Origin of the sequence: Enterobacter sp. DTU_2021_1002640_1_SI_PRY_ASU_LCPMC_013, from assembly GCF_032389435.1 — a bacterium.
Lineage (GTDB): Bacteria > Pseudomonadota > Gammaproteobacteria > Enterobacterales > Enterobacteriaceae > Enterobacter > Enterobacter hormaechei_C.
Genome location: NZ_CP135594.1, coordinates 4,518,085 through 4,541,765, shown reverse-complemented (window position 1 = coordinate 4,541,765; position 23,681 = coordinate 4,518,085). Strand labels below are relative to the sequence as shown.

General features: G+C 55.7%; 27 protein-coding genes. 22 read left to right on the top strand and 5 right to left on the bottom strand.

Going from position 1 to position 23,681, the window contains the following annotated elements; all coding sequences use genetic code 11:
* Positions 1-42: 42 nt before the first annotated feature.
* Complete coding sequence (locus RS584_RS21785; RefSeq protein ID WP_003861515.1) at positions 43-669, bottom strand: lysoplasmalogenase; 627 nt, start codon at positions 667-669, stop codon at positions 43-45.
* 129 nt (positions 670-798) lie between these two features.
* On the opposite strand from RS584_RS21785, the gene RS584_RS21780 reads away from it, so the two are divergent.
* From RS584_RS21780 to RS584_RS21755, 6 genes are all read left to right on the top strand, one after another.
* Entirely contained in the window at positions 799-1,158 is a 360-nt protein-coding gene (locus RS584_RS21780; protein WP_315748615.1) for a DUF2500 domain-containing protein, read from the top strand.
* Positions 1,159-1,396: 238 nt separating this feature from the next.
* Positions 1,397-1,876, top strand: coding sequence for an Hcp family type VI secretion system effector (locus RS584_RS21775; protein WP_315748614.1), 480 nt, complete (start codon positions 1,397-1,399; stop codon positions 1,874-1,876).
* Between the two features lie 6 nt (positions 1,877-1,882).
* Positions 1,883-2,764 carry a hypothetical protein gene (locus tag RS584_RS21770; protein WP_226875967.1) on the top strand — a complete coding sequence of 294 codons (882 nt, stop codon included), beginning with the start codon at positions 1,883-1,885 and terminating at the stop codon, positions 2,762-2,764.
* A 1-nt stretch (position 2,765) separates the two neighbouring features.
* Positions 2,766-3,272 (top strand): DUF1240 domain-containing protein, encoded by a 507-nt coding sequence (locus RS584_RS21765; protein ID WP_062938454.1) that lies wholly within the window; start codon positions 2,766-2,768, stop codon positions 3,270-3,272.
* A 14-nt stretch (positions 3,273-3,286) separates the two neighbouring features.
* Positions 3,287-3,523, top strand: coding sequence for a hypothetical protein (locus tag RS584_RS21760; RefSeq protein ID WP_128772100.1), 237 nt, complete (start codon positions 3,287-3,289; stop codon positions 3,521-3,523).
* The gene (locus RS584_RS21755; RefSeq protein WP_226875968.1) at positions 3,510-4,031 is read left to right on the top strand and encodes a DUF1240 domain-containing protein; all 522 of its coding nucleotides are present in this window, start codon (positions 3,510-3,512) and stop codon (positions 4,029-4,031) included. Before RS584_RS21760 ends, RS584_RS21755 begins: the two co-directional genes overlap by 14 nt.
* A gap of 50 nt (positions 4,032-4,081) precedes the next feature.
* Here the strand turns inward: RS584_RS21755 and RS584_RS21750 are convergent, their stop codons facing one another.
* Complete coding sequence (locus RS584_RS21750; protein ID WP_015571478.1) at positions 4,082-4,363, bottom strand: DUF1145 family protein; 282 nt, start codon at positions 4,361-4,363, stop codon at positions 4,082-4,084.
* A complete protein-coding gene (gene rsmD, locus RS584_RS21745; protein ID WP_015571477.1) occupies positions 4,347-4,949 on the bottom strand; it encodes a 16S rRNA (guanine(966)-N(2))-methyltransferase in 603 nt (200 codons plus the stop codon). The genes RS584_RS21750 and rsmD overlap by 17 nt, the downstream gene beginning before the upstream one ends.
* Before the next feature lie 127 nt (positions 4,950-5,076).
* Here rsmD and ftsY point away from each other — a divergent pair, with 127 nt between their 5' ends.
* The 6 genes from ftsY to livJ all read left to right on the top strand — a co-directional run bounded on the left by ftsY (position 5,077) and on the right by livJ (position 12,185).
* Positions 5,077-6,537: a signal recognition particle-docking protein FtsY gene (gene ftsY, locus RS584_RS21740; RefSeq protein WP_150326135.1), complete on the top strand. Its 1,461-nt coding sequence runs from the start codon at positions 5,077-5,079 to the stop codon at positions 6,535-6,537.
* A gap of 2 nt (positions 6,538-6,539) precedes the next feature.
* On the top strand, positions 6,540-7,205 hold the full coding sequence (gene ftsE / locus RS584_RS21735; RefSeq protein ID WP_006812284.1) for a cell division ATP-binding protein FtsE: 666 nt from the start codon (positions 6,540-6,542) through the stop codon (positions 7,203-7,205).
* Positions 7,198-8,253: a permease-like cell division protein FtsX gene (ftsX, locus tag RS584_RS21730; protein ID WP_017384126.1), complete on the top strand. Its 1,056-nt coding sequence runs from the start codon at positions 7,198-7,200 to the stop codon at positions 8,251-8,253. Before ftsE ends, ftsX begins: the two co-directional genes overlap by 8 nt.
* Before the next feature lie 250 nt (positions 8,254-8,503).
* Positions 8,504-9,361 (top strand): RNA polymerase sigma factor RpoH, encoded by an 858-nt coding sequence (rpoH, locus tag RS584_RS21725; protein ID WP_000159624.1) that lies wholly within the window; start codon positions 8,504-8,506, stop codon positions 9,359-9,361.
* 260 nt (positions 9,362-9,621) lie between these two features.
* The gene (locus tag RS584_RS21720) at positions 9,622-10,887 is read left to right on the top strand and encodes a 4-aminobutyrate--2-oxoglutarate transaminase (protein ID WP_315748613.1); all 1,266 of its coding nucleotides are present in this window, start codon (positions 9,622-9,624) and stop codon (positions 10,885-10,887) included.
* Between the two features lie 197 nt (positions 10,888-11,084).
* Positions 11,085-12,185 (top strand): branched chain amino acid ABC transporter substrate-binding protein LivJ, encoded by a 1,101-nt coding sequence (gene livJ / locus RS584_RS21715; RefSeq protein WP_015571474.1) that lies wholly within the window; start codon positions 11,085-11,087, stop codon positions 12,183-12,185.
* Between the two features lie 161 nt (positions 12,186-12,346).
* Here livJ and panM read toward each other — a convergent pair whose 3' ends face one another.
* The gene (gene panM, locus RS584_RS21710; protein WP_003861532.1) at positions 12,347-12,730 is read right to left on the bottom strand and encodes an aspartate 1-decarboxylase autocleavage activator PanM; all 384 of its coding nucleotides are present in this window, start codon (positions 12,728-12,730) and stop codon (positions 12,347-12,349) included.
* A gap of 424 nt (positions 12,731-13,154) precedes the next feature.
* Between panM and livK the strand changes: the two genes are divergently transcribed.
* The 10 genes from livK (at position 13,155) to ugpQ (ending at position 23,210) form a co-directional block, all read left to right on the top strand.
* Positions 13,155-14,264: a high-affinity branched-chain amino acid ABC transporter substrate-binding protein LivK gene (livK, locus tag RS584_RS21705; RefSeq protein ID WP_023295547.1), complete on the top strand. Its 1,110-nt coding sequence runs from the start codon at positions 13,155-13,157 to the stop codon at positions 14,262-14,264.
* A gap of 46 nt (positions 14,265-14,310) precedes the next feature.
* Positions 14,311-15,237, top strand: coding sequence for a high-affinity branched-chain amino acid ABC transporter permease LivH (livH, locus tag RS584_RS21700; protein ID WP_015571470.1), 927 nt, complete (start codon positions 14,311-14,313; stop codon positions 15,235-15,237).
* Positions 15,234-16,511 (top strand): high-affinity branched-chain amino acid ABC transporter permease LivM, encoded by a 1,278-nt coding sequence (locus RS584_RS21695; RefSeq protein WP_003861542.1) that lies wholly within the window; start codon positions 15,234-15,236, stop codon positions 16,509-16,511. Before livH ends, RS584_RS21695 begins: the two co-directional genes overlap by 4 nt.
* On the top strand, positions 16,508-17,272 hold the full coding sequence (gene livG / locus RS584_RS21690; RefSeq protein ID WP_003861544.1) for a high-affinity branched-chain amino acid ABC transporter ATP-binding protein LivG: 765 nt from the start codon (positions 16,508-16,510) through the stop codon (positions 17,270-17,272). Before RS584_RS21695 ends, livG begins: the two co-directional genes overlap by 4 nt.
* 1 nt (position 17,273) lies before the next feature.
* Positions 17,274-17,987: a high-affinity branched-chain amino acid ABC transporter ATP-binding protein LivF gene (gene livF / locus RS584_RS21685; RefSeq protein WP_015571469.1), complete on the top strand. Its 714-nt coding sequence runs from the start codon at positions 17,274-17,276 to the stop codon at positions 17,985-17,987.
* A gap of 258 nt (positions 17,988-18,245) precedes the next feature.
* Positions 18,246-19,562, top strand: a complete 1,317-nt coding sequence (ugpB, locus tag RS584_RS21680) for a sn-glycerol-3-phosphate ABC transporter substrate-binding protein UgpB (protein WP_315748610.1) — start codon at positions 18,246-18,248, stop codon at positions 19,560-19,562.
* A gap of 109 nt (positions 19,563-19,671) precedes the next feature.
* Positions 19,672-20,559 (top strand): sn-glycerol-3-phosphate ABC transporter permease UgpA, encoded by an 888-nt coding sequence (gene ugpA / locus RS584_RS21675; protein WP_048246755.1) that lies wholly within the window; start codon positions 19,672-19,674, stop codon positions 20,557-20,559.
* On the top strand, positions 20,556-21,401 hold the full coding sequence (ugpE, locus tag RS584_RS21670) for a sn-glycerol-3-phosphate ABC transporter permease UgpE (protein ID WP_015571468.1): 846 nt from the start codon (positions 20,556-20,558) through the stop codon (positions 21,399-21,401). Before ugpA ends, ugpE begins: the two co-directional genes overlap by 4 nt.
* 1 nt (position 21,402) lies before the next feature.
* The gene (locus RS584_RS21665; RefSeq protein ID WP_017384129.1) at positions 21,403-22,473 is read left to right on the top strand and encodes a sn-glycerol-3-phosphate import ATP-binding protein UgpC; all 1,071 of its coding nucleotides are present in this window, start codon (positions 21,403-21,405) and stop codon (positions 22,471-22,473) included.
* The gene (gene ugpQ, locus RS584_RS21660) at positions 22,470-23,210 is read left to right on the top strand and encodes a glycerophosphodiester phosphodiesterase (RefSeq protein ID WP_033488071.1); all 741 of its coding nucleotides are present in this window, start codon (positions 22,470-22,472) and stop codon (positions 23,208-23,210) included. The genes RS584_RS21665 and ugpQ overlap by 4 nt, the downstream gene beginning before the upstream one ends.
* Here the strand turns inward: ugpQ and RS584_RS21655 are convergent.
* The gene (locus RS584_RS21655) at positions 23,200-23,571 is read right to left on the bottom strand and encodes a DUF2756 family protein (protein ID WP_017384131.1); all 372 of its coding nucleotides are present in this window, start codon (positions 23,569-23,571) and stop codon (positions 23,200-23,202) included. The genes ugpQ and RS584_RS21655 overlap by 11 nt on opposite strands.
* Positions 23,572-23,681 lie beyond the last annotated feature (110 nt).

The following is a 23,681-nucleotide window of genomic DNA, read 5'->3' as shown; positions in this document are numbered from 1 at the left end:
CGCAGCATACACTCTGGAGTCGACTCCAGAGTCAAGCGTTATTTAGATATACAGCGAACGCACAATCAGGAAGTGTCCGGCAAAGTAACAGGCGGCGGAAATCGCATTATCCGCACGGAAGCGGCGGCGATAGTGGCTGCCCAGCCAGACGATATTACCCAACAGCAACAGTGCGGCACCAAAGAACGCAGACATTGCCGGAGCGGTCGGACGGAAGAACCACAGCTCGCCCGCCAGCCACACCATCACCAGCGTCATGGCGATAAACGTACAGACCGGGAGACGCATCTCTTCCAGACGCGACCAGATCACCGCGATCAGCAGGGCGCCAATCACCAGCAGCACCAGCGGCAGCGGCCAGAAGAAGGAGAGCGTCATCTGGCTGGCAAAGTAGATGGTATAGAGCAGATGCGACAGGAAGAACGCCCCCACGGCGTACAGCAGGCGCTGGCGCGGCAGCAGGGTTAAGGCATCGCCAATCAGGGAAGCACACAGCCCCGCGAGGACAAGATAGCTAACGGCGTTAAACATCGGGGCCTGCCAGGCAAGCAACAGCAGGAGTAATAGCGTGACGGGTTTAAACAACCAGCGCTGCCAGGCTGGGCCACGGTAAGACGCATCGACGTAAAGCCATGCGGAAAAACAGACAGCGATAAATGACCAAAGCATATTAACTCCCTGTAACTGTTGAGGCTGAATGATCAGTTCCTGATCCAGTGTAGTGACGCGAGCGGGCGTTTGGCAATGCCGGGGCAGGCGAGGTATCCTGAATTCCGCATAATCTGATGGGATTTTTCAATGAACAAGATGCCGCTGTTTTTCATTATCGTGGTGGCGATTATCGTCATTGCCGCCTCGTTTCGCTTCGTGCAGCAGCGCCGTGAGAAGGCCGACAATGACGCCGCGCCGCTGATGCAAAAGCGCGTGGTGGTGACGAACAAGCGTGAGAAGCCGCTTAACGACCGCCGCTCCCGCCAGCAGCAGGTGACGCCAGCGGGCACAACGATGCGCTATGAAGCGAGCTTTAAGCCGGAAACCGGCGGGCTGGAGATGACCTTCCGCCTGGAGGCGCAGCAGTACCACCAGCTGACGGTGGGGGAGAAAGGCACGCTGAGCTACAAAGGGTCGCGGTTTGAAGGGTTCATGGCGGAGCAGTAATCTGTTGATCGGCGCTGAGTCTTCTTACCAGTGCCGATCGTAAATTCAATAGATATATATAGCGTGGAGTAAATATAATTGTGGTTTATGTTTTATAAAAAATATTCTGTTTTATATTCCCATTAGTGACTTAAAATATCGTTTGCATCACTATCTTACCCAGCATTTCTTAATATGATCTTATCATTGTTATTGTATGAATATATAAATTTATAATTCAAATGGATAAGGTATTTAGATGGCGAATACAATGTGGTTGACGTTGAAGGGACAATCGCAGGGAATGATTTCTGCTGGATGTGCTTCGATAGATTCAATAGGGAATAAATCACAGCCTGCCCATCGAGATCAGATTATGGTCATGGCAATTAATCATGGAATGAGTCGGGCGCAAAACGTAAATCATCAGTGTTTGACGTTTATTAAACCTGTGGATAAATCCTCGCCGTTGTTGGGGAAAACCATTACTGACAATGAAACGCTAAGCTGTGAATTTAGCTTTTATCGCACCAGTCAGACTGGTTTAAACGAATGCTATTACTCACTAAAACTGATTAATGCCAGAATATCCAGCTTCCATCTACAGGTGCCGCATACCATTGATGACAGTGCGGGTCAGCCAGAAGAAATGATCGAATTGTCATACGAATCTATTGCCTGGGAGCATCGTATTGCTGGAACCAGCGCCTACAGTATCTGGGATGAGCGAATTTTTTAAGGACCCATGATGGAAGGTTATAATGACTGGATAGGGGATCATCGTGAAGATATTCTCAGAGGAAATAACTGGCAGCGTAATTTGCGTTTCGAAAATGAAATCAAGCAGCTGAAAAATAGCCTGGGCAACAATGCCAACCACATTATGCTGCTCACGCCTGACGAGGCGCAGGGTGTGATTGACGATTTGTTAGGTAGTCAGCCTGTTGGCTTTTCTACTACCTATGCCGGTAACATCAAAGAGACGGTTTCTGCGACTAAGAATCTGTCGAAGCTATTTTCTTATCAGCAGGCCGGAAAGATTGTTTTTACTTTAAAAGGTCTTGGGATCAAAGCAACGCAGTATGCTTATCAGGGAAAAATGTATGTGAAGATTACGGGCTACCCTTCTCTGCGACGCATTCTTAACGGAACCCGTTACCGGATTAATCATCCCAAAGTGCTTGAGGTTGGCATTGGTAGCGTCGGGTTTCAAAACGGCATTATGTCAGGAGCCCGATTCTGCATCTGGTTTTCCGCATGCTGGCGGTTGGTTGAGTTGATCTTCAAATCTGACCATGACGTCGCCGCATTCCTGGGGAATGTGACGATGGATGTGGCGAAAGTTATTGTGGGGGTTTTTGTTTCGAGATTGGCTGGAAGGGGGGCTGTGTGGTTCGTATCAACATTTGTAGCGAGTGCGGCTGTTCCTGTATGGGGGCAAATAGTTTGTATAGTTGCATTAGGTATAATTATTGCTTCTGCATTGAATGTTATCGATAAAAAGTACAAATTATCAAATGAACTTATAGATTGCCTGAGAAAGGGGCTGAAAGAGCAGCAGAAAATTGCAGAGTGGAACGCCCGAAACTCGGTATATGGAAGTTCATTTTACCGGGGGGATTACTGATATGAGCATTAACATCAATCTCGATAAAATAAAGACACGATGTGGTTGTTTTTTTTGCTTGATCTTATTTAGTGGTATCACTTGGGGTTGTTATGAAGCGAGCGTGCCAGCCATAGTCGAACTCATTCAATTAAGAAGTATTGTTTATTTTTTATGGGGATCGTTTTTTGTATTGTTTGTTTTTCCGGTTTCTTGTTGTTTTGTTTTAGTTATTGCATACGTGACCTTTACGAAAAAAATGCGGCCACCCAAGTTTGTTGCTAAAGGAATTACCATTGGCTTTCACGTTATGGGGGCAGGATTTGTTATTGGCAACATTCTCTCGTTTATCGTCATATTTTATCCCCTGGGAACCAACTATGTCTTATGTGAACGTCCAGGGCCCTTTTCGGGAACGTATTACACCAAAACGGAAGAGATTTGCACGCAGGTAAAATACTTGCTTAAAACAAGAGCCAGAGATATCAAAAAACTGAATGACCAGCTGGACGGCGTATCGACGCAGTGAGGGGGAATGTGACGATGGATGTGGCGAAAGTGATTGTGGGTATTTTTGTTTCGAGATTGGTTTGGAGTATTTCCTCGTTGGCTATATCACCATTTATAGCGAGTGCAGCTGTTCCGGTTTGGGGACAAATAGTCTGTGTGGTTGCATTAGGTGTAATTATTGCTTATGCGCTGCAAGGGCAGCAAAAAATCGCAGCATGGAACGCTCGAAACTCGGTATATGGAAATTCATTTTCCCATGGGAATTACTGATATGGGCGTTAAAATTAGTTTTGATAACATAAAAAAAAGATGTTTTTTATTTCTGGTTATTACTTTCTATTGTGGGTTTATATGGTTGGCTTACTATACGAGTATGCCTGATGTCATTGATTTGGTTGAATCAAGAAGCATTGTTTATTATTTTTGGGGCTCCTTTATTGGCATGCTATTCATTCCTGCTCTTTGTTATTTTGCATTTGTGTTTGTATTTGTGTTTTTTACGAAAAACCTTCAGGCTCCCAAGCTCCTGGCGAAAGGAATAACCCTTGCTTATCACTATTTCGGTGTAGTATTCATTATTGGCATGCTACTCTCGTTTATCGTCATATTTTATCCCCTGGGAACCAACTATGTCTTATGTGAACGTCCAGGGCCCTTTTCGGGAACGTATTACACCAAAACGGAAGAGATTTGCACGCAGGTGAAATACCTGCTTAAAACAAGAGCCAGAGATATCAAAAAACTGAATGACCAGCTGGACGGCGTATCGTCACAGTGATGGTGTTACGTAGGCCCGGCTCGCTGCGCGCCACCGGGCAATAGCGCACCTTACTTCTTCACCTGCGCCTTAAACTTCTTCATCCACACCAGCAGCTCAAACACGCCGAAAATAAACACCCGCAGCTGCTGCCAGCCGGTCATCGGTGGGCCATCTTTCGGCAGACCGTTTTTCAGCATCACCATCTGCAAGGCATGCATGAACGCGGTAAAAATCAGCGCCACGTTAATAAAGATATTCAGCGGACGCGGGAACGGGTGCACCAGATTCAAAATCAAAAATGCCCAGACGCCCAGCATCAGTACGCGCCCTACGTTAATCAGTACTGGCATCGGATCCTCCTTGTGCCTGACGGTGATACAGACGATAAGCCACCTGGCCGGCGACCTTCTCGCGGTGTAGATCCCAGTGAACGGGAACGGGCGGCAGGCCATTTTCCACTTCGCTTTCAACGTAAATCAGCGCGTCGTCTGCCAGCCAGCCATTTTTTTCCAGCAACGATAATGTCTCTTCCAGCAGCCCTTTACGGAACGGCGGGTCAACAAACACCACGTTGAAGGGTGTCCCCTGTTGGGCGAGGAAGCTCAGCGTGTTGGTATTCACCACTTTCGCGTTGGTTGCCTTCAGCGTAGCCAGATTTTGCTGCAACGTCTGCGCGACGCCGCGCTCCATCTCCAGCAGCGTGGCGCTGGCGGCATAACGCGACAGCGCTTCCAGCCCCAATGCACCGCTTCCGGCGAAGCAGTCCAGGCAGTTGGCGTCTACCATAGACGGGGCGAGCCAGTTAAACAGCGTCTCGCGAACGCGGTCCGTGGTGGGGCGTAAACCGGGGCTGTCCGGCACCGGTAATTTCCGGCCTCGCCACTGTCCGCCGATAATGCGAATTTGACCGGCCGGGGCGCGGGTGGGTTTCTTCATCTCAGGAAAGCTCTGTTAACCATTGCCCTGCGATTGCGGGCGGTGATGTCAATTAAGTAAAGTGTTAGACTATTTCATCATTTTTTTAGCTTCCCTGTATATAGCGCCGCGAGGAGTGTAGTCGCAGATGGCAAAACAAAAAAAACGTGGCTTCTTTTCCTGGTTGGGTTTCGGTGAAAAAGAGCAAGAAACAGAACAGAAAACCGAAGAACAGCAGGTTGTAGAAGAGCCGTCACAGCCTGAAACGCCTGTCGAAACCGCTGCGGTTGTCGAAGCGGAAGAGCCAGCCCACAGCAAAGAAGAGATTGAATCCTTTGCCGAAGAGGTGGTTGAGGTTACTGAACAGGTTCAGGAGAGCGAAAAACCAGAGCCGGTTATCGTTGAAACCCTTAACGAAGCGCCGCAGGCCACTATCGAACACGAAGAGCTGCCGCTGCCGGAAGAGGTGAAAGCTGAAGAGGTTTCTGCCGAAGAGTGGCAGGCCGAAGCGGAAACCGTTGAAATTGTTGAGGCGGTGGAAGAAGAAGCGGCCCTTGAGCCAGAGTTGACCGACGAAGAGCTGGAAGCCCAGGCGCTGGCGGCGGAAGCGGCTGAAGAAGCGGTCATCGTCGTGCCGGTGGAAGAGCAGGCCGAAGAAGAGATCGTTCAGGAGCAGGAAAAACCGACCAAAGAAGGTTTCTTCGCGCGCCTGAAGCGCAGCCTGCTCAAAACCAAAGAAAACTTAGGTTCCGGATTTATCAGTCTGTTCCGCGGCAAAAAGATCGACGACGATCTGTTTGAGGAGCTGGAAGAGCAGCTGCTGATTGCGGACGTGGGCGTGGAAACCACCCGGAAGATCATCGCCAACCTGACCGAAGGGGCGAGCCGCAAACAGCTGCGTGACGCCGAGGCGCTGTACGGCCTGCTGAAAGACGAGATGGGTGAAATTCTCGCAAAAGTTGACGAACCGCTTAATATTGAAGGCAAAATGCCGTTTGTTATCCTGATGGTTGGCGTCAACGGCGTGGGCAAAACCACCACCATCGGCAAGCTGGCGCGCCAGTTTGAGCAGCAGGGCAAATCGGTGATGCTGGCGGCGGGCGATACCTTCCGTGCGGCAGCGGTGGAACAGCTTCAGGTGTGGGGCCAGCGCAACAATATACCGGTCATTGCCCAGCACACCGGCGCGGATTCCGCGTCCGTGATTTTCGATGCCATCCAGGCGGCGAAGTCGCGTAACGTGGACGTGCTGATTGCGGATACCGCAGGGCGTTTGCAGAACAAATCGCACCTGATGGAAGAGCTGAAGAAAATCGTTCGCGTCATGAAGAAGCTGGACGAAGATGCACCGCATGAAATTATGCTGACTATCGACGCCAGCACCGGACAGAACGCCATCAGCCAGGCGAAACTGTTCCATGAAGCGGTAGGACTGACCGGGATCGCGCTGACCAAGCTGGACGGTACCGCGAAAGGCGGGGTGATCTTCTCCGTGGCCGACCAGTTCGGCATTCCTATCCGTTACATCGGTGTGGGCGAGCGTATTGAGGATTTACGTCCGTTTAAAGCGGACGACTTTATTGAGGCACTATTTGCCCGAGAGGACTAACAATGATTCGCTTTGAACACGTCAGCAAGGCCTATCTCGGCGGGAGACAAGCGCTACAGGGGGTGACATTCCACCTCCAGCCAGGCGAGATGGCATTCCTGACCGGCCATTCCGGCGCGGGGAAAAGTACCCTGCTCAAGCTGATCTGTGGGATCGAGCGGCCAAGCGCCGGGAAAATCTGGTTCAGCGGCCATGAAATTAGCCGTCTTAAGAACCGTGAAGTGCCGTTCCTGCGTCGTCAGATTGGCATGATTTTCCAGGATCACCACCTGCTGATGGATCGCACGGTTTTCGATAACGTCGCGATCCCGCTGATTATTGCTGGCGCCAGTTACGATGATATCCGCCGTCGCGTTTCGGCGGCGCTGGATAAGGTCGGGCTGCTGGACAAAGCGAAGAACTTCCCGATCCAGCTCTCCGGCGGTGAGCAGCAGCGCGTGGGTATCGCCCGCGCGGTAGTGAACAAGCCTGCCGTTTTGCTGGCGGATGAACCGACCGGTAACCTGGACGATGCCCTCTCTGAAGGGATCCTGCGTCTGTTTGAGGAATTTAACCGCGTGGGGGTCACGGTACTGATGGCGACGCACGACATGGGGCTGATCTCCCGCCGTTCGTACCGCATGCTGACCCTGAGCGACGGGCATTTGCACGGAGGCCACGGTGAATAAGCGTGATGCAATGAACCAGATTCGGCAGTTCAGCAACCGGTTTGACCGTTTCCGCAAGCCTCAGGGCGGCGGGGACGGCAATCGCAATGCGCCTAAGCGTGCCAAAGCGGCACCGAAACCGAACTCCCGCAAAACCAACGTCTTTAACGAGCAGGTGCGGTACGCCTTCCAGGGCGCGTTGCAGGATCTGAAAAGCAAACCGCTGGCGACGTTCCTGACGGTGATGGTGATTGCCATCTCCCTGACGCTGCCCAGCGTCTGCTACATGGTTTACAAAAACGTAAACCAGGCGGCGTCCCAGTACTATCCGTCGCCGCAGATCACCGTTTATCTGGATAAAGCCCTCGACGATAACGCGGCGGCTCAGGTGGTGGGGCAGATTCAGGCCGAGCAGGGCGTGGAGAAGGTGAACTATCTTTCCCGCGATGAAGCGCTGGGTGAGTTCCGCAACTGGTCCGGATTCGGCGGCGCGCTGGATATGCTTGAAGAGAACCCGCTGCCCGCGGTGGCGGTGGTGATCCCGAAACTCGATTTCCAGGGCACGGATTCGCTCAACACCCTGCGTGACCGCATTACCCGCATTAACGGGATTGATGAAGTGCGCATGGACGACAGCTGGTTTGCCCGTCTTGCCGCCCTGACCGGGCTGGTAGGACGCGTGTCGGCGATGATCGGCGTGCTGATGGTGGCGGCGGTGTTCCTCGTCATCGGTAATAGCGTGCGCCTGAGCATCTTCGCCCGTCGCGATACCATCAACGTGCAGAAACTGATTGGCGCAACGGATGGTTTCATCCTCCGCCCGTTCCTTTACGGCGGCGCGTTATTAGGTTTTTCTGGTGCATTTCTTTCATTGATATTGTCAGAAATTTTGGTGATGCGGCTGTCGTCTGCCGTGACTGAAGTGGCGCAGGTTTTCGGAACTAAGTTTGATATCAGTGGCTTAGGGTTCGATGAGTGCCTGCTGTTGCTGCTGGTGTGCTCCATGATCGGCTGGGTGGCGGCATGGCTGGCAACGGTTCAACATTTACGCCACTTTACTCCCGACTAATAAAAGCGTGATATAATCTTTCCCTGCACCGAGATGTTCGCTTGCAGGGAAAGCGTCCCTGTTGTCTCTTCCCCTGTAATCATCTTCATGTCACATTTTGTGCGTAATTTATTCACTGTTGCACCTGGAACTTGTGGATAAAATCACTGTCTGATAAAAGAGTGAATGCTAATCTCGTTGCTCAAACGCTTTGGCATGGTTGTTGCCTGACGGGGACAACCTGGACCAGAAGAAACATTGAGAGGAATGAATGACCAAAGAAATGCAAACTTTAGCTTTAGCCCCTGTTGGTAACCTGGAATCTTACATCCGGGCTGCGAACACCTGGCCGATGTTAACGGCTGAGGAAGAAAAGGAGCTTGCTGAAAAGCTGCATTACCAGGGCGATCTGGAAGCAGCTAAAACGCTGATCCTGTCTCACCTGCGCTTTGTTGTTCACGTTGCTCGTAATTATGCGGGCTACGGCCTGCCGCAGGCGGACCTGATTCAGGAGGGTAACATTGGCCTGATGAAGGCGGTACGTCGCTTTAACCCGGAAGTGGGTGTGCGACTCGTCTCCTTCGCCGTGCACTGGATCAAAGCGGAAATTCACGAATACGTCCTGCGTAACTGGCGTATTGTGAAAGTCGCCACGACGAAAGCGCAGCGCAAACTGTTCTTCAACCTGCGTAAAACCAAGCAGCGTCTGGGCTGGTTCAATCAGGATGAAGTGGAAATGGTGGCGCGCGAGCTGGGCGTTTCCAGCAAAGACGTCCGCGAGATGGAATCCCGTATGGCCGCACAGGACATGACGTTTGATATGTCTGCCGACGATGACGCGTCCGACAGCCAGCCGATGGCCCCGGTTCTGTATCTACAGGATAAAACCTCTAACTTTGCTGACGGCATTGAAGAGGATAACTGGGAAGACCAGGCGGCGAACAAGCTGACCTTCGCGATGGAAGGCCTCGACGAGCGTAGCCAGGATATCATCCGTGCCCGCTGGCTGGACGAAGATAACAAGTCCACGTTGCAGGAACTGGCTGACCGCTACGGCGTCTCCGCTGAACGTGTGCGTCAGCTTGAAAAGAACGCCATGAAAAAACTTCGCGCCGCTATCGAAGCGTAATTTCCGCGAAGTACACCTTTAGCCGAAATAGTTCAGGCTGCGGGAAGGCGGCAAACGAGTGAATCCCGATGAGCTTACATCAGTAAGTGATTCGGGTGAACGAGAGCAGCCAACGCACCTGCGGCTTGAAATATGAAGGATAAAAACCCTCGAATGCAAATTCGGGGGTTCTGTTTTTTTAGCGCCCGCTCTGGCGAATTTCTTCCCCCTGGCAAACACTTACTGATGCGCTAAGCAGGCGACTTTCAGAGGGTGACAGGGTGAAAAATAACGAACTGAACGACCGGCGTTTACAGGCGACGCCGCGCGGTATCGGCGTCATGTGTAACTTCTATGCCGATAAAGCCGAAAACGCCACGGTGTGGGACGTGGAAGGTAACGAGTATATTGATTTTGCCGCCGGGATCGCCGTGCTGAATACCGGGCATCGCCATCCTAAAGTTATCGCCGCCATCGAAAAACAGCTTCACGCCTTTACCCATACCGCTTATCAAATCGTCCCCTATGAAGGTTATGTGGCGCTTGCCGAGCGCATCAACCAGCGCGTACCCATAGAGGGGCCAGCCAAAACCGCCTTCTTCTCAACGGGGGCGGAAGCGGTCGAAAACGCGGTGAAAATCGCCCGCGCGTACACCAGACGTCCCGGCCTTATCACCTTCGGCGGCGCGTTCCACGGCCGTACCTTTATGACCATGGCGATGACCGGCAAAGTGGCGCCCTATAAGCTCGGCTTCGGCCCGTTCCCCGGCTCGGTGTACCACGCGCAATTCCCCAACAGCCTGCACGGGGTTAGTACCGCCGAAGCGCTAAAAAGCCTGGAGCGCATCTTCAAAGCCGATATCGCGCCCGATCAGGTGGCGGCAATCATTATTGAACCGGTTCAGGGCGAGGGCGGGTTCAACGTCGCGCCCGCTGATTTTATGCAGGCGCTGCGTGCTCTGTGCGATACCCACGGAATTTTGCTGATTGCCGACGAAGTACAAACCGGCTTCGCGCGTACCGGCAAACTCTTCTCAATGGAAAACCACTGCGTGAAGCCGGACCTGATCACCATGGCGAAAAGCCTGGCGGGTGGGATGCCGCTCTCTGCCGTCTCTGGCCGGGCGGAGGTGATGGATGCGCCCGCCCCGGGCGGGCTGGGCGGAACCTACGCGGGTAACCCGCTGGCGATTGCGGCGGCCCATGCGGTGCTGGACGTGATTGACGAGGACGATCTCTGCACCCGCGCGGCGCATCTCGGGCATCATCTGGTCGAGGTGCTGAATAAAGCGAAGGATGGCTGTCCGTATATCGCCGATATCCGTGGGCAGGGCTCGATGGTGGCGGTGGAATTTACCGATCCGCAAACCGGACAGCCGTCACCGGAGTTCACCCGTGAAGTACAAGCGTGTGCATTGCAGGAAGGGCTGTTGCTGCTGAGCTGCGGCGTCTATGGCAACGTCATCCGCTTCCTGTATCCGCTCACCATCCCTGAGGTTCAGTTCCGCAAGGCACTGGACATTATCTCTGCGGCGCTGACTCGTTAAAGCCAGAAGCCCGACGGAAATCTCTGTCGGGCTTAGCATATATACATTTCAAATTAGCTATTCCAAAATCATAAAAATGGGGTATGTTTTAGCAGAGTATGCTGAAAAAGCGCGAACAGCACGCCTATAACTGAAATAAAGCGCTACACAACAACATCACAACAATCGTTATAACCATAATAATGGGGAATCTCAGGATGAACATGAAGGGTAAAGCGTTACTGGCAGGATGTATCGCGTTGGCATTCAGCACTATGGCGCAGGCCGATATTAAAGTGGCCGTGGTGGGCGCGATGTCCGGTCCGGTAGCACAGTATGGCGACCAGGAATTTACCGGCGCGGAACAGGCGGTTGCAGACATTAATGCCAAGGGCGGCATCAAGGGCGAAAAGCTGCAAATCGTAAAATATGACGATGCCTGTGACCCGAAACAGGCGGTCGCGGTGGCGAACAAAGTGGTAAACGACGGGATCAAATACGTTATTGGTCACCTGTGCTCCTCTTCCACCCAGCCCGCGTCTGACATCTACGAAGACGAAGGCATTCTGATGATCACGCCGGCCGCGACGGCGCCAGAGCTGACCGCGCGCGGCTATAAGCTGATCCTGCGTACCACCGGTCTGGACTCCGATCAGGGGCCAACCGCCGCGAAATACATCGTGGAAAAAGTGAAGCCACAGCGCATCGCGATTGTTCATGACAAACAGCAGTACGGCGAAGGCCTGGCCCGTGCGGTGCAGGATAACCTGAAAAAAGCGAACGCCAACGTGGTGTTCTTTGACGGTATCACCGCCGGTGAGAAAGACTTCTCGACCCTGGTCGCGCGTCTGAAGAAAGAAAATATCGATTTCGTTTACTACGGCGGCTACCACCCGGAAATGGGGCAGATCCTGCGCCAGGCACGTGCGGCGGGTCTGAAGACGCAGTTCATGGGGCCAGAAGGTGTCGCGAACGTTTCCCTGTCTAATATCGCGGGTGAATCCGCTGAAGGGCTGCTGGTGACCAAGCCGAAGAACTACGACCAGGTGCCTGCGAACAAACCTGTTGTCGATGCCATCAAGGCGAAGAAACAGGATCCAAGCGGTGCGTTCGTCTGGACCACCTACGCAGCGTTGCAGTCTCTGCAAGCGGGCCTGAACCAGTCAGCCGATCCGGCGGAGATTGCCACCTGGCTGAAAGCGAACTCGGTGGAAACCGTGATGGGGCCGCTGTCCTGGGATGAGAAGGGCGATTTGAAGGGCTTCGAGTTCGGCGTGTTTGACTGGCATGCCAACGGCACGGCGACTGACGCAAAATAAACGCAAAAAGGCAACGCAAGTTGCCTTTTTTGATGTTTTCTCCCTCTCCCCGTGGGAGAGGGCCGGGGTGAGGGCATCAGCCCGCTTAGCCCTCTTTTGCCCGGTGGCGCTTCGCTTACCGGGCCTACAATGAGCACCTCGCAGCCGCCCCCGGCTCTCTTTTAGCGCTTCTCCCATCCGTTCGCCTGCGCCGTAAACCCTAACGCCTGCATAAACGCCGCCATCACGCCGCGATCCTCTACGCCCACGTCGGCCATCCACCAGGAGGTTACGCTCGGGTTTTCGCGGATCACCTCTTCAATCAAATACTGCCCGACCCCGCGACGACGGGTCACGTCGCGCACGCGCAGGGAGTCCAGCGCCCCTTCCGTGCCGCTCAGCGTTACGCGGACGGCGGCCAGCAGACGTTCATTAAAACGCGCGGCATAGATGCGGTGGTTTTCATCGACGGCCAGCGATGAAGGGGAATATTCCGGCCAGATCTTGCCCAGGTCGATATGATCCTGGTCGCTAAAGGTCACCAGACGCACGATAGTCAGTTTCATTAGCTGCTTGTCCAAATCAAAAAGAGTAGGGCCAGTGTACTCAATTTATTTGCTCAGGCGCTTTCTCTTTTTCTTCCCATTTACCAGGTGATTAGTTTTTTGGCAGCGCGATGGGCAGTTTGAAAACACATGGATCGAAAAATAAGCAGAATTTTAACCTGAAGGGCAGTGATTTATTCGGCGCTTTGTACCGTTATTTTATGCTGCAAACCGCGCTTTTATTTGTTTATCTCCGCCTGATTTCAGAATATTATCTTTGCTTAATCGCCTGAAAAATAGAGATTTTAGTCTGGTTTTTGACAAAAAACTGCGCTAAACCATTAAAGGCACTGGTAAAAATAGCGTTGTTCATAAAAAGTACAGAATGCTTTTTAACCATAATAAAACAAAATATAAACATGACATCACGAATGGGGATTCAGAGATGAAAAGGAACGCGAAGACGTTAATCGCGGGGATGGTCGCACTGTCGATCTCGCATGCCGCTATGGCAGACGACATTAAAGTTGCGGTAGTGGGGGCGATGTCCGGCCCTGTTGCCCAGTGGGGTGACATGGAGTTCAACGGCGCGCGTCAGGCCATCAAAGATATCAACGCCAAAGGCGGCATCAAAGGCGACAAGCTGGTAGGCGTGGAGTATGACGACGCCTGCGATCCTAAACAGGCCGTCGCGGTCGCCAATAAAATCGTTAACGACGGTATCCAGTACGTCATCGGGCACCTGTGTTCTTCCTCCACGCAGCCTGCGTCTGATATCTACGAAGACGAAGGCATTCTGATGATCACCCCGGGTGCCACCAACCCGGAACTGACCCAGCGCGGCTACCAGCACATCATGCGTACCGCCGGTCTGGACTCCTCTCAGGGGCCAACCGCCGCCAAATATATCCTCGAAACCGTTAAGCCGCAGCGTATCGCCATCATCCATGACAAGCAGCAGTACGGCGAAGGCCTGGCGCGTTCCGTGCAGGATGGCCTGAAAAAAGGCGGCGCGAACATCGTCTTCTTCGACGGCATTACCGCCGGTGAAAAAGACTTCTCCGCGCTGATCGCCCGCCTGCAAAAAGAGAATATCGACTTCGTTTACTACGGCGGCTACTACCCGGAAATGGGGCAGATGCTGCGCCAGGCGCGCGCCACCGGCCTGAAAACCCAGTTTATGGGGCCTGAGGGCGTCGGTAATGCCTCCCTGTCCAACATCGCGGGCGATTCTGCCGAAGGCATGCTGGTGACGATGCCAAAACGCTATGACCAGGATCCGGCGAATAAGGCTATCGTGGATGCGCTCAAGGCGCAGAAGAAAGATCCGAGCGGTCCGTACGTCTGGATCACCTACGCGGCCGTGCAGTCTCTGGCCACCGCGCTGGACCGTACCGGCAGTAAAGAGCCGCTGGATCTGGTGAAAGATTTAAAAGCACACGGGGCGAACACCGTGATTGGGCCGCTGAACTGGGATGAGAAAGGCGATCTGAAGGGATTTGAGTTTGGTGTCTTTAAGTGGCACGCCGACGGGTCTTCCTCGGTCGCCAAATAATCATCCCACCGCCCGGCTCACCGGGCGGGTATAAAAAGGTTTTCTTATGTCCGAGCAGTTTCTCTACTTCTTGCAGCAGATGTTTAACGGCGTCACGCTGGGAAGCACCTACGCGCTGATCGCCATCGGCTACACGATGGTTTACGGCATTATCGGCATGATCAACTTCGCCCACGGCGAGGTGTACATGATCGGTAGCTACGTCTCCTTTATGATTATCGCCGCGCTGATGATGATGGGCATCGACAGCAGCTGGCTGCTGGTCGCCGCCGGGTTTGTCGGCGCGATTGTGATTGCCAGCGCCTACGGCTGGAGTATTGAACGGGTGGCCTACCGGCCGGTGCGCAGCTCCAAACGCCTGATCGCGCTGATCTCCGCCATCGGTATGTCCATTTTCCTGCAAAACTACGTCAGCCTGACCGAAGGTTCACGCGACGTAGCGCTGCCAAGCCTGTTTAACGGCCAGTGGATTGTGGGGGCCAGCGAAAACTTCTCTGCCACCATCACCACCATGCAGCTGGTTATCTGGGTTGTGACCTTTATTGCCATGCTGGCCCTGACCCTGTTCATCCGCTACTCCCGCATGGGACGCGCCTGCCGCGCCTGCGCGGAAGATCTGAAGATGGCGAGCCTGCTCGGGATTAACACCGACCGCGTGATTGCCCTGACCTTCGTGATCGGCGCAGCGATGGCGGCGGTGGCTGGCGTGTTGCTCGGCCAGTTCTACGGCGTAATCAACCCGTACATCGGCTTTATGGCCGGGATGAAAGCCTTCACCGCGGCGGTACTGGGCGGCATCGGCAGCATTCCGGGCGCGATGATCGGCGGCCTGATCCTGGGCGTGGCCGAAGCGCTCTCCTCGGCGTACCTGAGCACCGAATATAAAGATGTGGTGTCGTTTGCCCTGCTGATTCTGGTTCTGCTGGTAATGCCTACCGGTATTCTGGGCCGTCCGGAGGTAGAGAAAGTATGAAACCGATGCATTTTGCGATGGCGCTGCTCTCTGCCGCCATGTTCTTCGTCCTGGCGGGCGTCTTTATGGGCGTCCAGTTAGGACTGGACGGCACGAAGCTGGTGGTGGATACCGCTCCCGACATCCGCTGGCAGTGGGTGTTTATCGGCACTGCTGTGGTGTTCCTGTTCCAGCTGTTGCGTCCGCTGTTCCAGAAGACGCTGAAAAACGTCTCCGGGCCGAAATTCGTCCTGCCGGCGATCGACGGTACAACGGTGAAACAGAAGCTGTTCCTTGTGGCGCTGCTGGTGGCTGCCGTGGCGTGGCCGTTCATGGTATCGCGTGGGACGGTGGATATTGCCACCCTGACCATGATCTACGTGATTCTGGGGCTCGGTCTGAACGTGGTGGTGGGGCTGTCTGGCCTGCTGGTGCTGGGCTACGGCGGCTTCTACGCCATCGGCGCGTACACCTTCGCGCTGCTGAACCACTATTACGGCCTCGGCTTCTGGACCTGTCTGCCGCTGGCGGGGCTGGTCTCTGCCGCGGCGGGCTTCCTGCTCGGCTTCCCGGTGCTGCGCCTGCGCGGTGACTATCTGGCGATTGTGACCTTAGGCTTCGGCGAAATCGTCCGTATTCTGCTGCTCAACAATACCGAAGTGACCGGCGGCCCGAACGGCATCAGCCAGATCCCGAAACCGACCTTCTTCGGCCTGGAGTTCAGCCGTACCGCCCGCGAAGGCGGTTGGGACACCTTCAGCAACTTCTTTGGCATCAAGTACGACCCGTCCGACCGCGTGATCTGGCTCTATCTGGTGGCGCTGCTGCTGGTGGTGATTACCCTGTTTGTGATCAACCGTCTGCTGCGCATGCCCCTCGGCCGCGCGTGGGAAGCGCTGCGCGAAGATGAAATTGCCTGCCGCTCGCTGGGCCTGAACCCGACCCGCATCAAGCTGACCGCGTTTACCATCAGCGCCGCGTTTGCCGGTTTCGCCGGAACGCTGTTTGCCGCGCGTCAGGGCTTCGTCAGCCCGGAATCGTTCACCTTTGCCGAATCCGCCTTTGTGCTGGCGATTGTGGTGCTCGGCGGAATGGGCTCGCAGTTCGCCGTGATCCTCGCGGCTATCCTGCTGGTGGTCTCCCGCGAGCTGATGCGCGACTTTAACGAATACAGCATGTTAATGCTGGGTGGTTTGATGGTGCTGATGATGATCTGGCGTCCGCAGGGTCTGCTGCCGATGACCCGTCCACAGCTGAAGCTGAAACGCACACAGGCGAAAGGAGAGCAGGCATGAAGCCTTTATTATCCGTTAACGGCCTGATGATGCGTTTTGGCGGCCTGCTGGCGGTCAACAACGTAAATCTGGATCTGCATAAGAAAGAGATCGTCTCCCTGATTGGCCCGAACGGCGCGGGGAAAACCACGGTCTTCAACTGCCTGACCGGCTTCTATAAGCCGACGGGCGGCACCATCATGCTGCGTGACCAGCACCTGGAAGGGCTGCCGGGCCAGCAGATTGCCCGCATGGGCGTGGTGCGTACCTTCCAGCACGTGCGTCTGTTCCGCGAGATGACGGTGATTGAGAACCTGCTGGTGGCACAGCATCAGCAGCTGAAAACCGGCCTCTTCTCCGGCCTGCTGAAAACCCCGGCCTTTCGCCGCACGCAGGAGGAGGCGCTCGACCGCGCCGCGACCTGGCTCGACCGTATCGGCCTGCTCCAGCACGCTAACCGTCAGGCGAGCAACCTCGCTTACGGGGATCAGCGTCGCCTTGAGATCGTGCGCTGTATGGTGACCCAGCCGGAGATCCTGATGCTCGACGAACCAGCGGCAGGTCTCAATCCGAAAGAGACCAAAGAGCTGGACGAGCTGATTGCCGAGCTGCGCGACCATCACGACACCACCATCCTGCTGATTGAGCATGACATGAAGCTGGTGATGGGCATTTCGGACCGTATCTACGTGGTAAACCAGGGCACGCCGCTGGCAAACGGCACGCCGGAAGAGATCCGCAACAACCCGGACGTGATCCGCGCATACCTTGGTGAGGCATAAGATGGAAAAAGCGATGTTAACGTTCGACAAGGTCAACGCGCACTACGGCAAGATCCAGGCGCTGCACGACGTCAGCCTGCACATCAATCAGGGCGAAATCGTCACCCTGATTGGCGCCAACGGCGCGGGTAAAACCACGCTGCTCGGCACCCTGTGCGGCGACCCGCGCGCCACCAGCGGGCGGATTGTGTTTGACGGCAAAGATATTACCGACTGGCAGACGGCTAAGATCATGCGTGAAGCGGTGGCGATTGTCCCGGAAGGGCGCCGCGTATTCTCCCGCATGACGGTGGAAGAGAACCTGGCGATGGGCGGTTTCTTCGCCCATCGGGATGAATTCCAGACCCGCATCAAGTGGGTGTACGAACTCTTCCCGCGCCTGTGGGAGCGTCGTATTCAGCGAGCGGGCACCATGTCCGGCGGGGAGCAACAGATGCTGGCGATTGGCCGCGCGCTGATGAGCCAGCCGCGCCTGCTGCTGCTGGACGAGCCGTCGCTCGGCCTGGCGCCGATCATCATCCAGCAGATTTTCGACACCATCGAACAGCTGCGTAAAGAGGGGATGACCATCTTCCTCGTCGAGCAGAACGCCAACCAGGCGCTGAAGCTCGCCGACCGTGGCTACGTGCTGGAGAACGGCCGCGTGGTGCTCTCCGATACCGGTGACGCGCTGCTGGCGAACGAGGCGGTGCGGAGCGCGTATTTAGGCGGTTAATCGCATTTCCCCCTCACCCTAACCCTCTCCCTCAAGGGAGAGGGAACCGATCGCTTTTCTCCCTCTCCCTGTGGGAGAGGGCCGGGGTGAGGGCACCAGACCGCACCCAACCCCTTCACACAACCATCATCCCCCTGACGCCTGGCTGTCACTTATCTGTAAACAAACAGTTATTTTTCTGTCATTCGAGCATGTCATGTTACCTCGCGAGCATAAAACGCGTGATATCGCGCATCCGGCACAATAAGAGAGATGACAATGACATCGTTACGACACACAGCTTTGGGTCTGGCACTGGGTCTGGCTTTTGCGACGAACGCAATGGCTGTGACCACCATTCCGTTCTGGCATTCCATGGAAGGGGAGTTGGGTAAAGAGGTTGACTCCCTGGCGCAGCGTTTCAACGACACCCACCCGGATTACAAAATTGTGCCGGTGTACAAAGGCAACTACGAGCAGAGCCTGAGCGCGGGCATCGCCGCCTTCCGTACCGGCAACGCGCCTGCCCTGTTACAGGTTTATGAAGTGGGTACCGCCACCATGATGGCCTCTAAAGCCATCAAGCCGGTCTACGAAGTGTTCAAAGATGCGGGCATCAACTTCGACGAATCACAGTTCGTGCCGACCGTTTCCGGTTACTACACCGATTCCAGAACCGGCCATCTGCTGTCCCAGCCGTTTAACAGCTCCACGCCGGTGCTGTATTACAACAAAGACGCCTTCAAAAAAGCCGGTTTAGATCCGGAGCAGCCGCCAAAAACCTGGCAGGATCTGGCGGAGTACACCGCGAAGCTGAAAGCGGCGGGGATGAAGTGCGGCTACGCCAGCGGCTGGCAGGGCTGGATCCAGATTGAAAACTTCAGCGCCTGGCACGGGCTGCCGGTTGCCACCCAAAATAACGGCTTCGACGGTACCGACGCGGTGCTGGAGTTCAACAAGCCGGAGCAGGTGAAGCACATCGCGCTGCTGGAAGCACTCAACAAGAAGGGCGACTTCAGCTACTTCGGGCGTAAAGACGAATCCACCGAGAAGTTCTACAACGGCGACTGTGCCATTACCACCGCCTCGTCCGGCTCGCTGGCGGATATCCGCCACTACGCCAAATTTAACTACGGCGTGGGCATGATGCCGTATGACGCCGACGTGAAGGGCGCGCCGCAGAACGCCATCATCGGCGGGGCGAGCCTGTGGGTGATGCAGGGCAAGGACAAAGGCACCTACAAAGGCGTGGCCGAGTTCCTCGACTTCCTGGCGAAGCCGGAAAACGCGGCCGAGTGGCACCAGAAGACCGGCTATCTGCCGATCACCAAAGCCGCGTACGACCTGACCCGCGAGCAGGGCTTCTACAGCAAGAACCCAGGGGCGGACATCGCGACGCGCCAGATGCTGAACAAGCCGCCGTTGCCGTTCACCAAAGGCCTGCGTCTGGGCAACATGCCGCAGATCCGCACCATCGTCGATGAAGAGCTGGAAAGCGTGTGGACCGGGAAGAAAACGCCACAGCAGGCGCTGGACGCTGCGGTAGAGCGCGGGAATCAGCTGCTGCGCCGCTTTGAGCAGTCGACCAAATCGTAATTAAAACCTTACCCCTCACCCTAACCCTCTCCCAAAGGGAGAGGGAAAGTATACCCCCTCTCCCTTTGGGAGAGGGCGGGGGTGAGGGGAAACCAACTTGAGCTAACCTATGTCCTCATCCCGTCCGGTGTTCCGTTCACGCTGGCTGCCGTACCTGTTGGTCGCACCGCAGCTGGTCATCACCGTTATCTTCTTTATCTGGCCTGCGGGCGAAGCGCTGTGGTACTCGGTACAAAGCGTCGATCCGTTCGGGCTTTCCAGCCAGTTTGTCGGGCTGGACAACTTTACCGCGCTGTTCCACGACAGCTACTACCTGGACTCCTTCTGGACGACGATCAAATTCAGCGCCCTGGTGACCGTCAGCGGCCTTTTAGCCTCGCTGTTTTTCGCCGCGCTGGTGGATTACGTGGTGCGCGGCAGCCGTCTGTATCAGACCCTGATGCTGCTGCCCTACGCCGTGGCTCCTGCCGTGGCCGCCGTGCTGTGGATCTTCCTGTTTAACCCAGGGCGCGGGCTGATTACCCACTTCCTGGGCGAATTTGGCTACGACTGGAACCACGCCCAGAACAGCGGGCAGGCGATGTTCCTGGTGGTGTTCGCCTCGGTGTGGAAGCAGATCAGCTATAACTTCCTGTTTTTCTTTGCCGCGCTACAGTCTATCCCGCGTTCGCTGGTGGAGGCCGCCGCCATCGACGGCGCAGGGCCGGTGCGCCGCTTCTTCCGCCTGTCGCTGCCGCTGATCGCCCCGGTGAGTTTTTTCCTGCTGGTGGTGAACCTCGTGTACGCCTTCTTCGACACCTTCCCGGTGATCGACGCCGCCACCGCGGGCGGTCCGGTGCAGGCGACCACCACGCTGATTTACAAGATCTACCGCGAAGGCTTTGCCGGGCTTGATCTCTCCGCCTCTGCCGCGCAGTCCGTGGTGCTGATGTTCCTCGTCATCATCCTCACGGTGGTGCAGTTCCGCTATGTCGAAAGTAAGGTGCGCTACCAATGATTGAGAACCGTCGCGGGCTGACGATTTTCAGCCATACCATGCTGATTTTAGGGATTATCGTCATCCTGTTCCCACTGTACGTGGCCTTCGTCGCCGCCACGCTGGACACCAAAGCGGTGTTCGACACCCCGATGACGCTGATCCCAGGCGGGCATCTGTTCGAGAACATGAAAACTATCTGGACCCAGGGCGTGGGCGCTAACAGCGCGCCGTTCTGGCTGATGATGCTCAACAGCTTCATCATGGCATTTGGCATCACCGTCGGCAAAATTACGGTGTCGATGCTCTCAGCGTTCGCCATCGTCTGGTTCCGCTTTCCGCTGCGTAACCTGTTTTTCTGGATGATTTTCATCACCCTGATGCTGCCGGTAGAGGTGCGTATCTTCCCGACGGTGGAAGTGATCGCCAACCTGAAGATGCTCGACAGCTACGCGGGCTTAACCCTGCCGCTGATGGCCTCGGCGACCGCCACCTTCCTGTTCCGCCAGTTCTTTATGACCCTGCCGGATGAGTTGATTGAAGCCGCGCGCATCGACGGGGCCTCGCCGATGCGCTTCTTCCGCGACATCGTGCTGCCGCTGTCGAAAACCAACCTCGCGGCGCTGTTTGTGATCACCTTTATCTACGGCTGGAACCAGTACCTGTGGCCGCTGCTGATCGTTCAGGACGTCAACCTCGGCACCGCCGTGGCAGGCATCAAAGGCATGATCGCCACCGGCGAAGGCACCACCCTCTGGAACCAGGTGATGGCGGCGATGCTGCTCACCCTTATCCCACCCGTAGTCATTGTTTTAGCCATGCAGCGCGCGTTTGTCCGCGGCCTGGTCGATAGCGAGAAATAAGATGGCAGGTTTAAAATTACAGGCAGTAACCAAAAGCTGGGACGGTAAAACCCAGGTCATTCAGCCGCTGACGCTTGACGTGGCGGACGGGGAATTTATCGTGATGGTCGGCCCGTCCGGCTGCGGAAAATCCACCCTGCTGCGTATGGTGGCCGGGCTGGAGCGCGTAACGTCCGGGGATATCTGGATTGACCGCCAGCGCGTCACCGAGATGGAGCCCAAAGATCGCGGCATCGCGATGGTGTTCCAGAACTATGCCCTCTATCCGCACATGAGCGTGGAAGAGAACATGGCCTGGGGGCTGAAAATTCGCGGTATGGGCAAAGGTCATATCGACGAGCGCGTAAAAGAAGCCGCGCGCATTCTGGAACTTGACGGCCTGCTTAAGCGCCGCCCGCGCGAGCTCTCCGGCGGCCAGCGTCAGCGCGTGGCGATGGGGCGCGCCATCGTGCGCGACCCGGCGGTATTCCTGTTCGACGAACCGCTGTCAAACCTCGACGCCAAACTGCGCGTGCAGATGCGCCTTGAGCTACAGCAGCTGCATCGCCGCCTGAAAACCACGTCCCTCTATGTGACTCACGATCAGGTTGAAGCCATGACCCTCGCCCAGCGCGTGATGGTGATGAACAAAGGCATCGCCGAGCAGATTGGCACCCCGGTGGAGGTCTACGAAAAACCGGCCAGCCGTTTTGTGGCGAGCTTTATCGGCAGCCCGGCGATGAACCTGCTGGACGGGCGGATCAATGCGGCGGGAACCCACTTCGAGCTGGAAAGCGGGATGGCGTTGCCGATCAACTGGTACTATCGTGGCTACGCCGGGCGTAAGATGACGCTCGGTATCCGCCCGGAGCATATTGGTTTGACGTCTCAGGCGGACGGCGGCGTGCCGCTGGTGATGGATACGCTGGAGATGCTGGGCGCAGACAACCTGGCGCACGGGCGCTGGGGCGAGCAAAAGCTGGTGGTGCGCCTGCCGCATCAGGAGCGCCCGAAGGCAGGCAGCACGCTGTGGCTGCATATGCCGGAAAATCACCTGCACTTATTTGACGGTGAAACAGGACAACGAGTATGAGCAACTGGCCTTACCCCCACATCGTCGCCCACCGGGGCGGCGGTAAGCTGGCGCCGGAAAACACCCTGGCGGCAATTGACGTTGGCGCGCGCTACGGCCACACGATGATCGAATTCGACGCGAAGCTGTCGAATGACGGCGAAATTTTCCTGCTGCACGACGACAATCTCGAACGCACCAGCAACGGCTGGGGCGTGGCAGGTGAACTACCGTGGCGTGACCTGCTGAAGGTGGACGCCGGAAGCTGGTACAGCGGCGAATTTAAAGGCGAACCGCTGCCGCTGCTGGCGGAAGTGGCGGACCGCTGTCGTCAACACGGCATGATGGCCAACATCGAAATCAAACCGACCACCGGCACCGGGCCGCTGACGGGTAAAGTGATTGCCCTCGCCGCGCGCGAACTGTGGGAAGGGATGACCCCGCCGCTGTTGTCGTCGTTTGACATCGACGCGCTGGAAGCCGCACAGGCTGCCGTACCGGAGTTGCCGCGCGGGCTGCTGCTGGATGAGTGGCGAGAAGACTGGCGCGCGCTGACGACCTTCTTAGGCTGCGTGTCGATCCACCTCAACCATAAGCTGCTGGATGAAGCGCGCGTGACGCTGTTGAAGGAGGCCGGTCTGCATATCCTGGTGTATACCGTCAATAAACCCCAGCGTGCAGCCGAGCTGCTGCGCTGGGGCGTGGACAGCATCTGTACCGATGCGATTGACCAGATTGGGCCGAACTTTATTTATTAAGCATACTGCCGTTCTGCTGGGTCGGCAGCATGTGCTGCTGACCGCTGCTTTGCGACACCCCGCCCCCTAACATCCCACCGTTTGAGTTTGGCAGCGGCTGCTCCCGCATCTGGCCCTGCTGCACGCGCTGGGTGTTGGTATTCATCTGGTTTTGCAGGTGCTGCTGCTGCACCTGGGTCTGCGTTTTTAACTGCTGATTGAGCATCCCTTTCTGCTGCTGTTGCTGGCTCATCATCTCCGTCTGCATACGCTGCTGGCTCGGAATGACGTAGCCCGGCTGGTTCGGGTTGTTCAGGGTGTTGATTGGCTGTGCGAGCGCGGCGAACGGAAGCAGCGCGGTCAGGATCAGTAATCGTTTCATGGTTATCTCCTCCTTTGAGGCTTCTCTTAAGTTTACCCTGATTCCGGCATAACGATGATTTTTTAAGAGTTGTGAACCAGGCTTAAGCGGGGAATATGGGCCCCTTCACC

Excerpts from the sequence above, each read along its gene's own strand:
- RS584_RS21785 (WP_003861515.1), bottom strand. The coding sequence starts at position 669 with ATGCTTTGGTCATTTATCGCTGTCTGTTTTTCCGCATGGCTTTACGTC.
- RS584_RS21780 (WP_315748615.1), top strand. The coding sequence starts at position 799 with ATGAACAAGATGCCGCTGTTTTTCATTATCGTGGTGGCGATTATCGTC.
- RS584_RS21775 (WP_315748614.1), top strand. The coding sequence starts at position 1,397 with ATGGCGAATACAATGTGGTTGACGTTGAAGGGACAATCGCAGGGAATG.
- RS584_RS21770 (WP_226875967.1), top strand. The coding sequence starts at position 1,883 with ATGATGGAAGGTTATAATGACTGGATAGGGGATCATCGTGAAGATATT.
- RS584_RS21765 (WP_062938454.1), top strand. The coding sequence starts at position 2,766 with ATGAGCATTAACATCAATCTCGATAAAATAAAGACACGATGTGGTTGT.
- RS584_RS21760 (WP_128772100.1), top strand. The coding sequence starts at position 3,287 with ATGGATGTGGCGAAAGTGATTGTGGGTATTTTTGTTTCGAGATTGGTT.
- RS584_RS21755 (WP_226875968.1), top strand. The coding sequence starts at position 3,510 with ATGGGAATTACTGATATGGGCGTTAAAATTAGTTTTGATAACATAAAA.
- RS584_RS21750 (WP_015571478.1), bottom strand. The coding sequence starts at position 4,363 with ATGCCAGTACTGATTAACGTAGGGCGCGTACTGATGCTGGGCGTCTGG.
- rsmD (WP_015571477.1), bottom strand. The coding sequence starts at position 4,949 with ATGAAGAAACCCACCCGCGCCCCGGCCGGTCAAATTCGCATTATCGGC.
- ftsY (WP_150326135.1), top strand. The coding sequence starts at position 5,077 with ATGGCAAAACAAAAAAAACGTGGCTTCTTTTCCTGGTTGGGTTTCGGT.
- ftsE (WP_006812284.1), top strand. The coding sequence starts at position 6,540 with ATGATTCGCTTTGAACACGTCAGCAAGGCCTATCTCGGCGGGAGACAA.
- rpoH (WP_000159624.1), top strand. The coding sequence starts at position 8,504 with ATGACCAAAGAAATGCAAACTTTAGCTTTAGCCCCTGTTGGTAACCTG.
- livJ (WP_015571474.1), top strand. The coding sequence starts at position 11,085 with ATGAACATGAAGGGTAAAGCGTTACTGGCAGGATGTATCGCGTTGGCA.
- panM (WP_003861532.1), bottom strand. The coding sequence starts at position 12,730 with ATGAAACTGACTATCGTGCGTCTGGTGACCTTTAGCGACCAGGATCAT.
- livK (WP_023295547.1), top strand. The coding sequence starts at position 13,155 with ATGAAAAGGAACGCGAAGACGTTAATCGCGGGGATGGTCGCACTGTCG.
- livH (WP_015571470.1), top strand. The coding sequence starts at position 14,311 with ATGTCCGAGCAGTTTCTCTACTTCTTGCAGCAGATGTTTAACGGCGTC.
- RS584_RS21695 (WP_003861542.1), top strand. The coding sequence starts at position 15,234 with ATGAAACCGATGCATTTTGCGATGGCGCTGCTCTCTGCCGCCATGTTC.
- livG (WP_003861544.1), top strand. The coding sequence starts at position 16,508 with ATGAAGCCTTTATTATCCGTTAACGGCCTGATGATGCGTTTTGGCGGC.
- livF (WP_015571469.1), top strand. The coding sequence starts at position 17,274 with ATGGAAAAAGCGATGTTAACGTTCGACAAGGTCAACGCGCACTACGGC.
- ugpB (WP_315748610.1), top strand. The coding sequence starts at position 18,246 with ATGACATCGTTACGACACACAGCTTTGGGTCTGGCACTGGGTCTGGCT.
- ugpA (WP_048246755.1), top strand. The coding sequence starts at position 19,672 with ATGTCCTCATCCCGTCCGGTGTTCCGTTCACGCTGGCTGCCGTACCTG.
- ugpE (WP_015571468.1), top strand. The coding sequence starts at position 20,556 with ATGATTGAGAACCGTCGCGGGCTGACGATTTTCAGCCATACCATGCTG.
- RS584_RS21665 (WP_017384129.1), top strand. The coding sequence starts at position 21,403 with ATGGCAGGTTTAAAATTACAGGCAGTAACCAAAAGCTGGGACGGTAAA.
- ugpQ (WP_033488071.1), top strand. The coding sequence starts at position 22,470 with ATGAGCAACTGGCCTTACCCCCACATCGTCGCCCACCGGGGCGGCGGT.
- RS584_RS21655 (WP_017384131.1), bottom strand. The coding sequence starts at position 23,571 with ATGAAACGATTACTGATCCTGACCGCGCTGCTTCCGTTCGCCGCGCTC.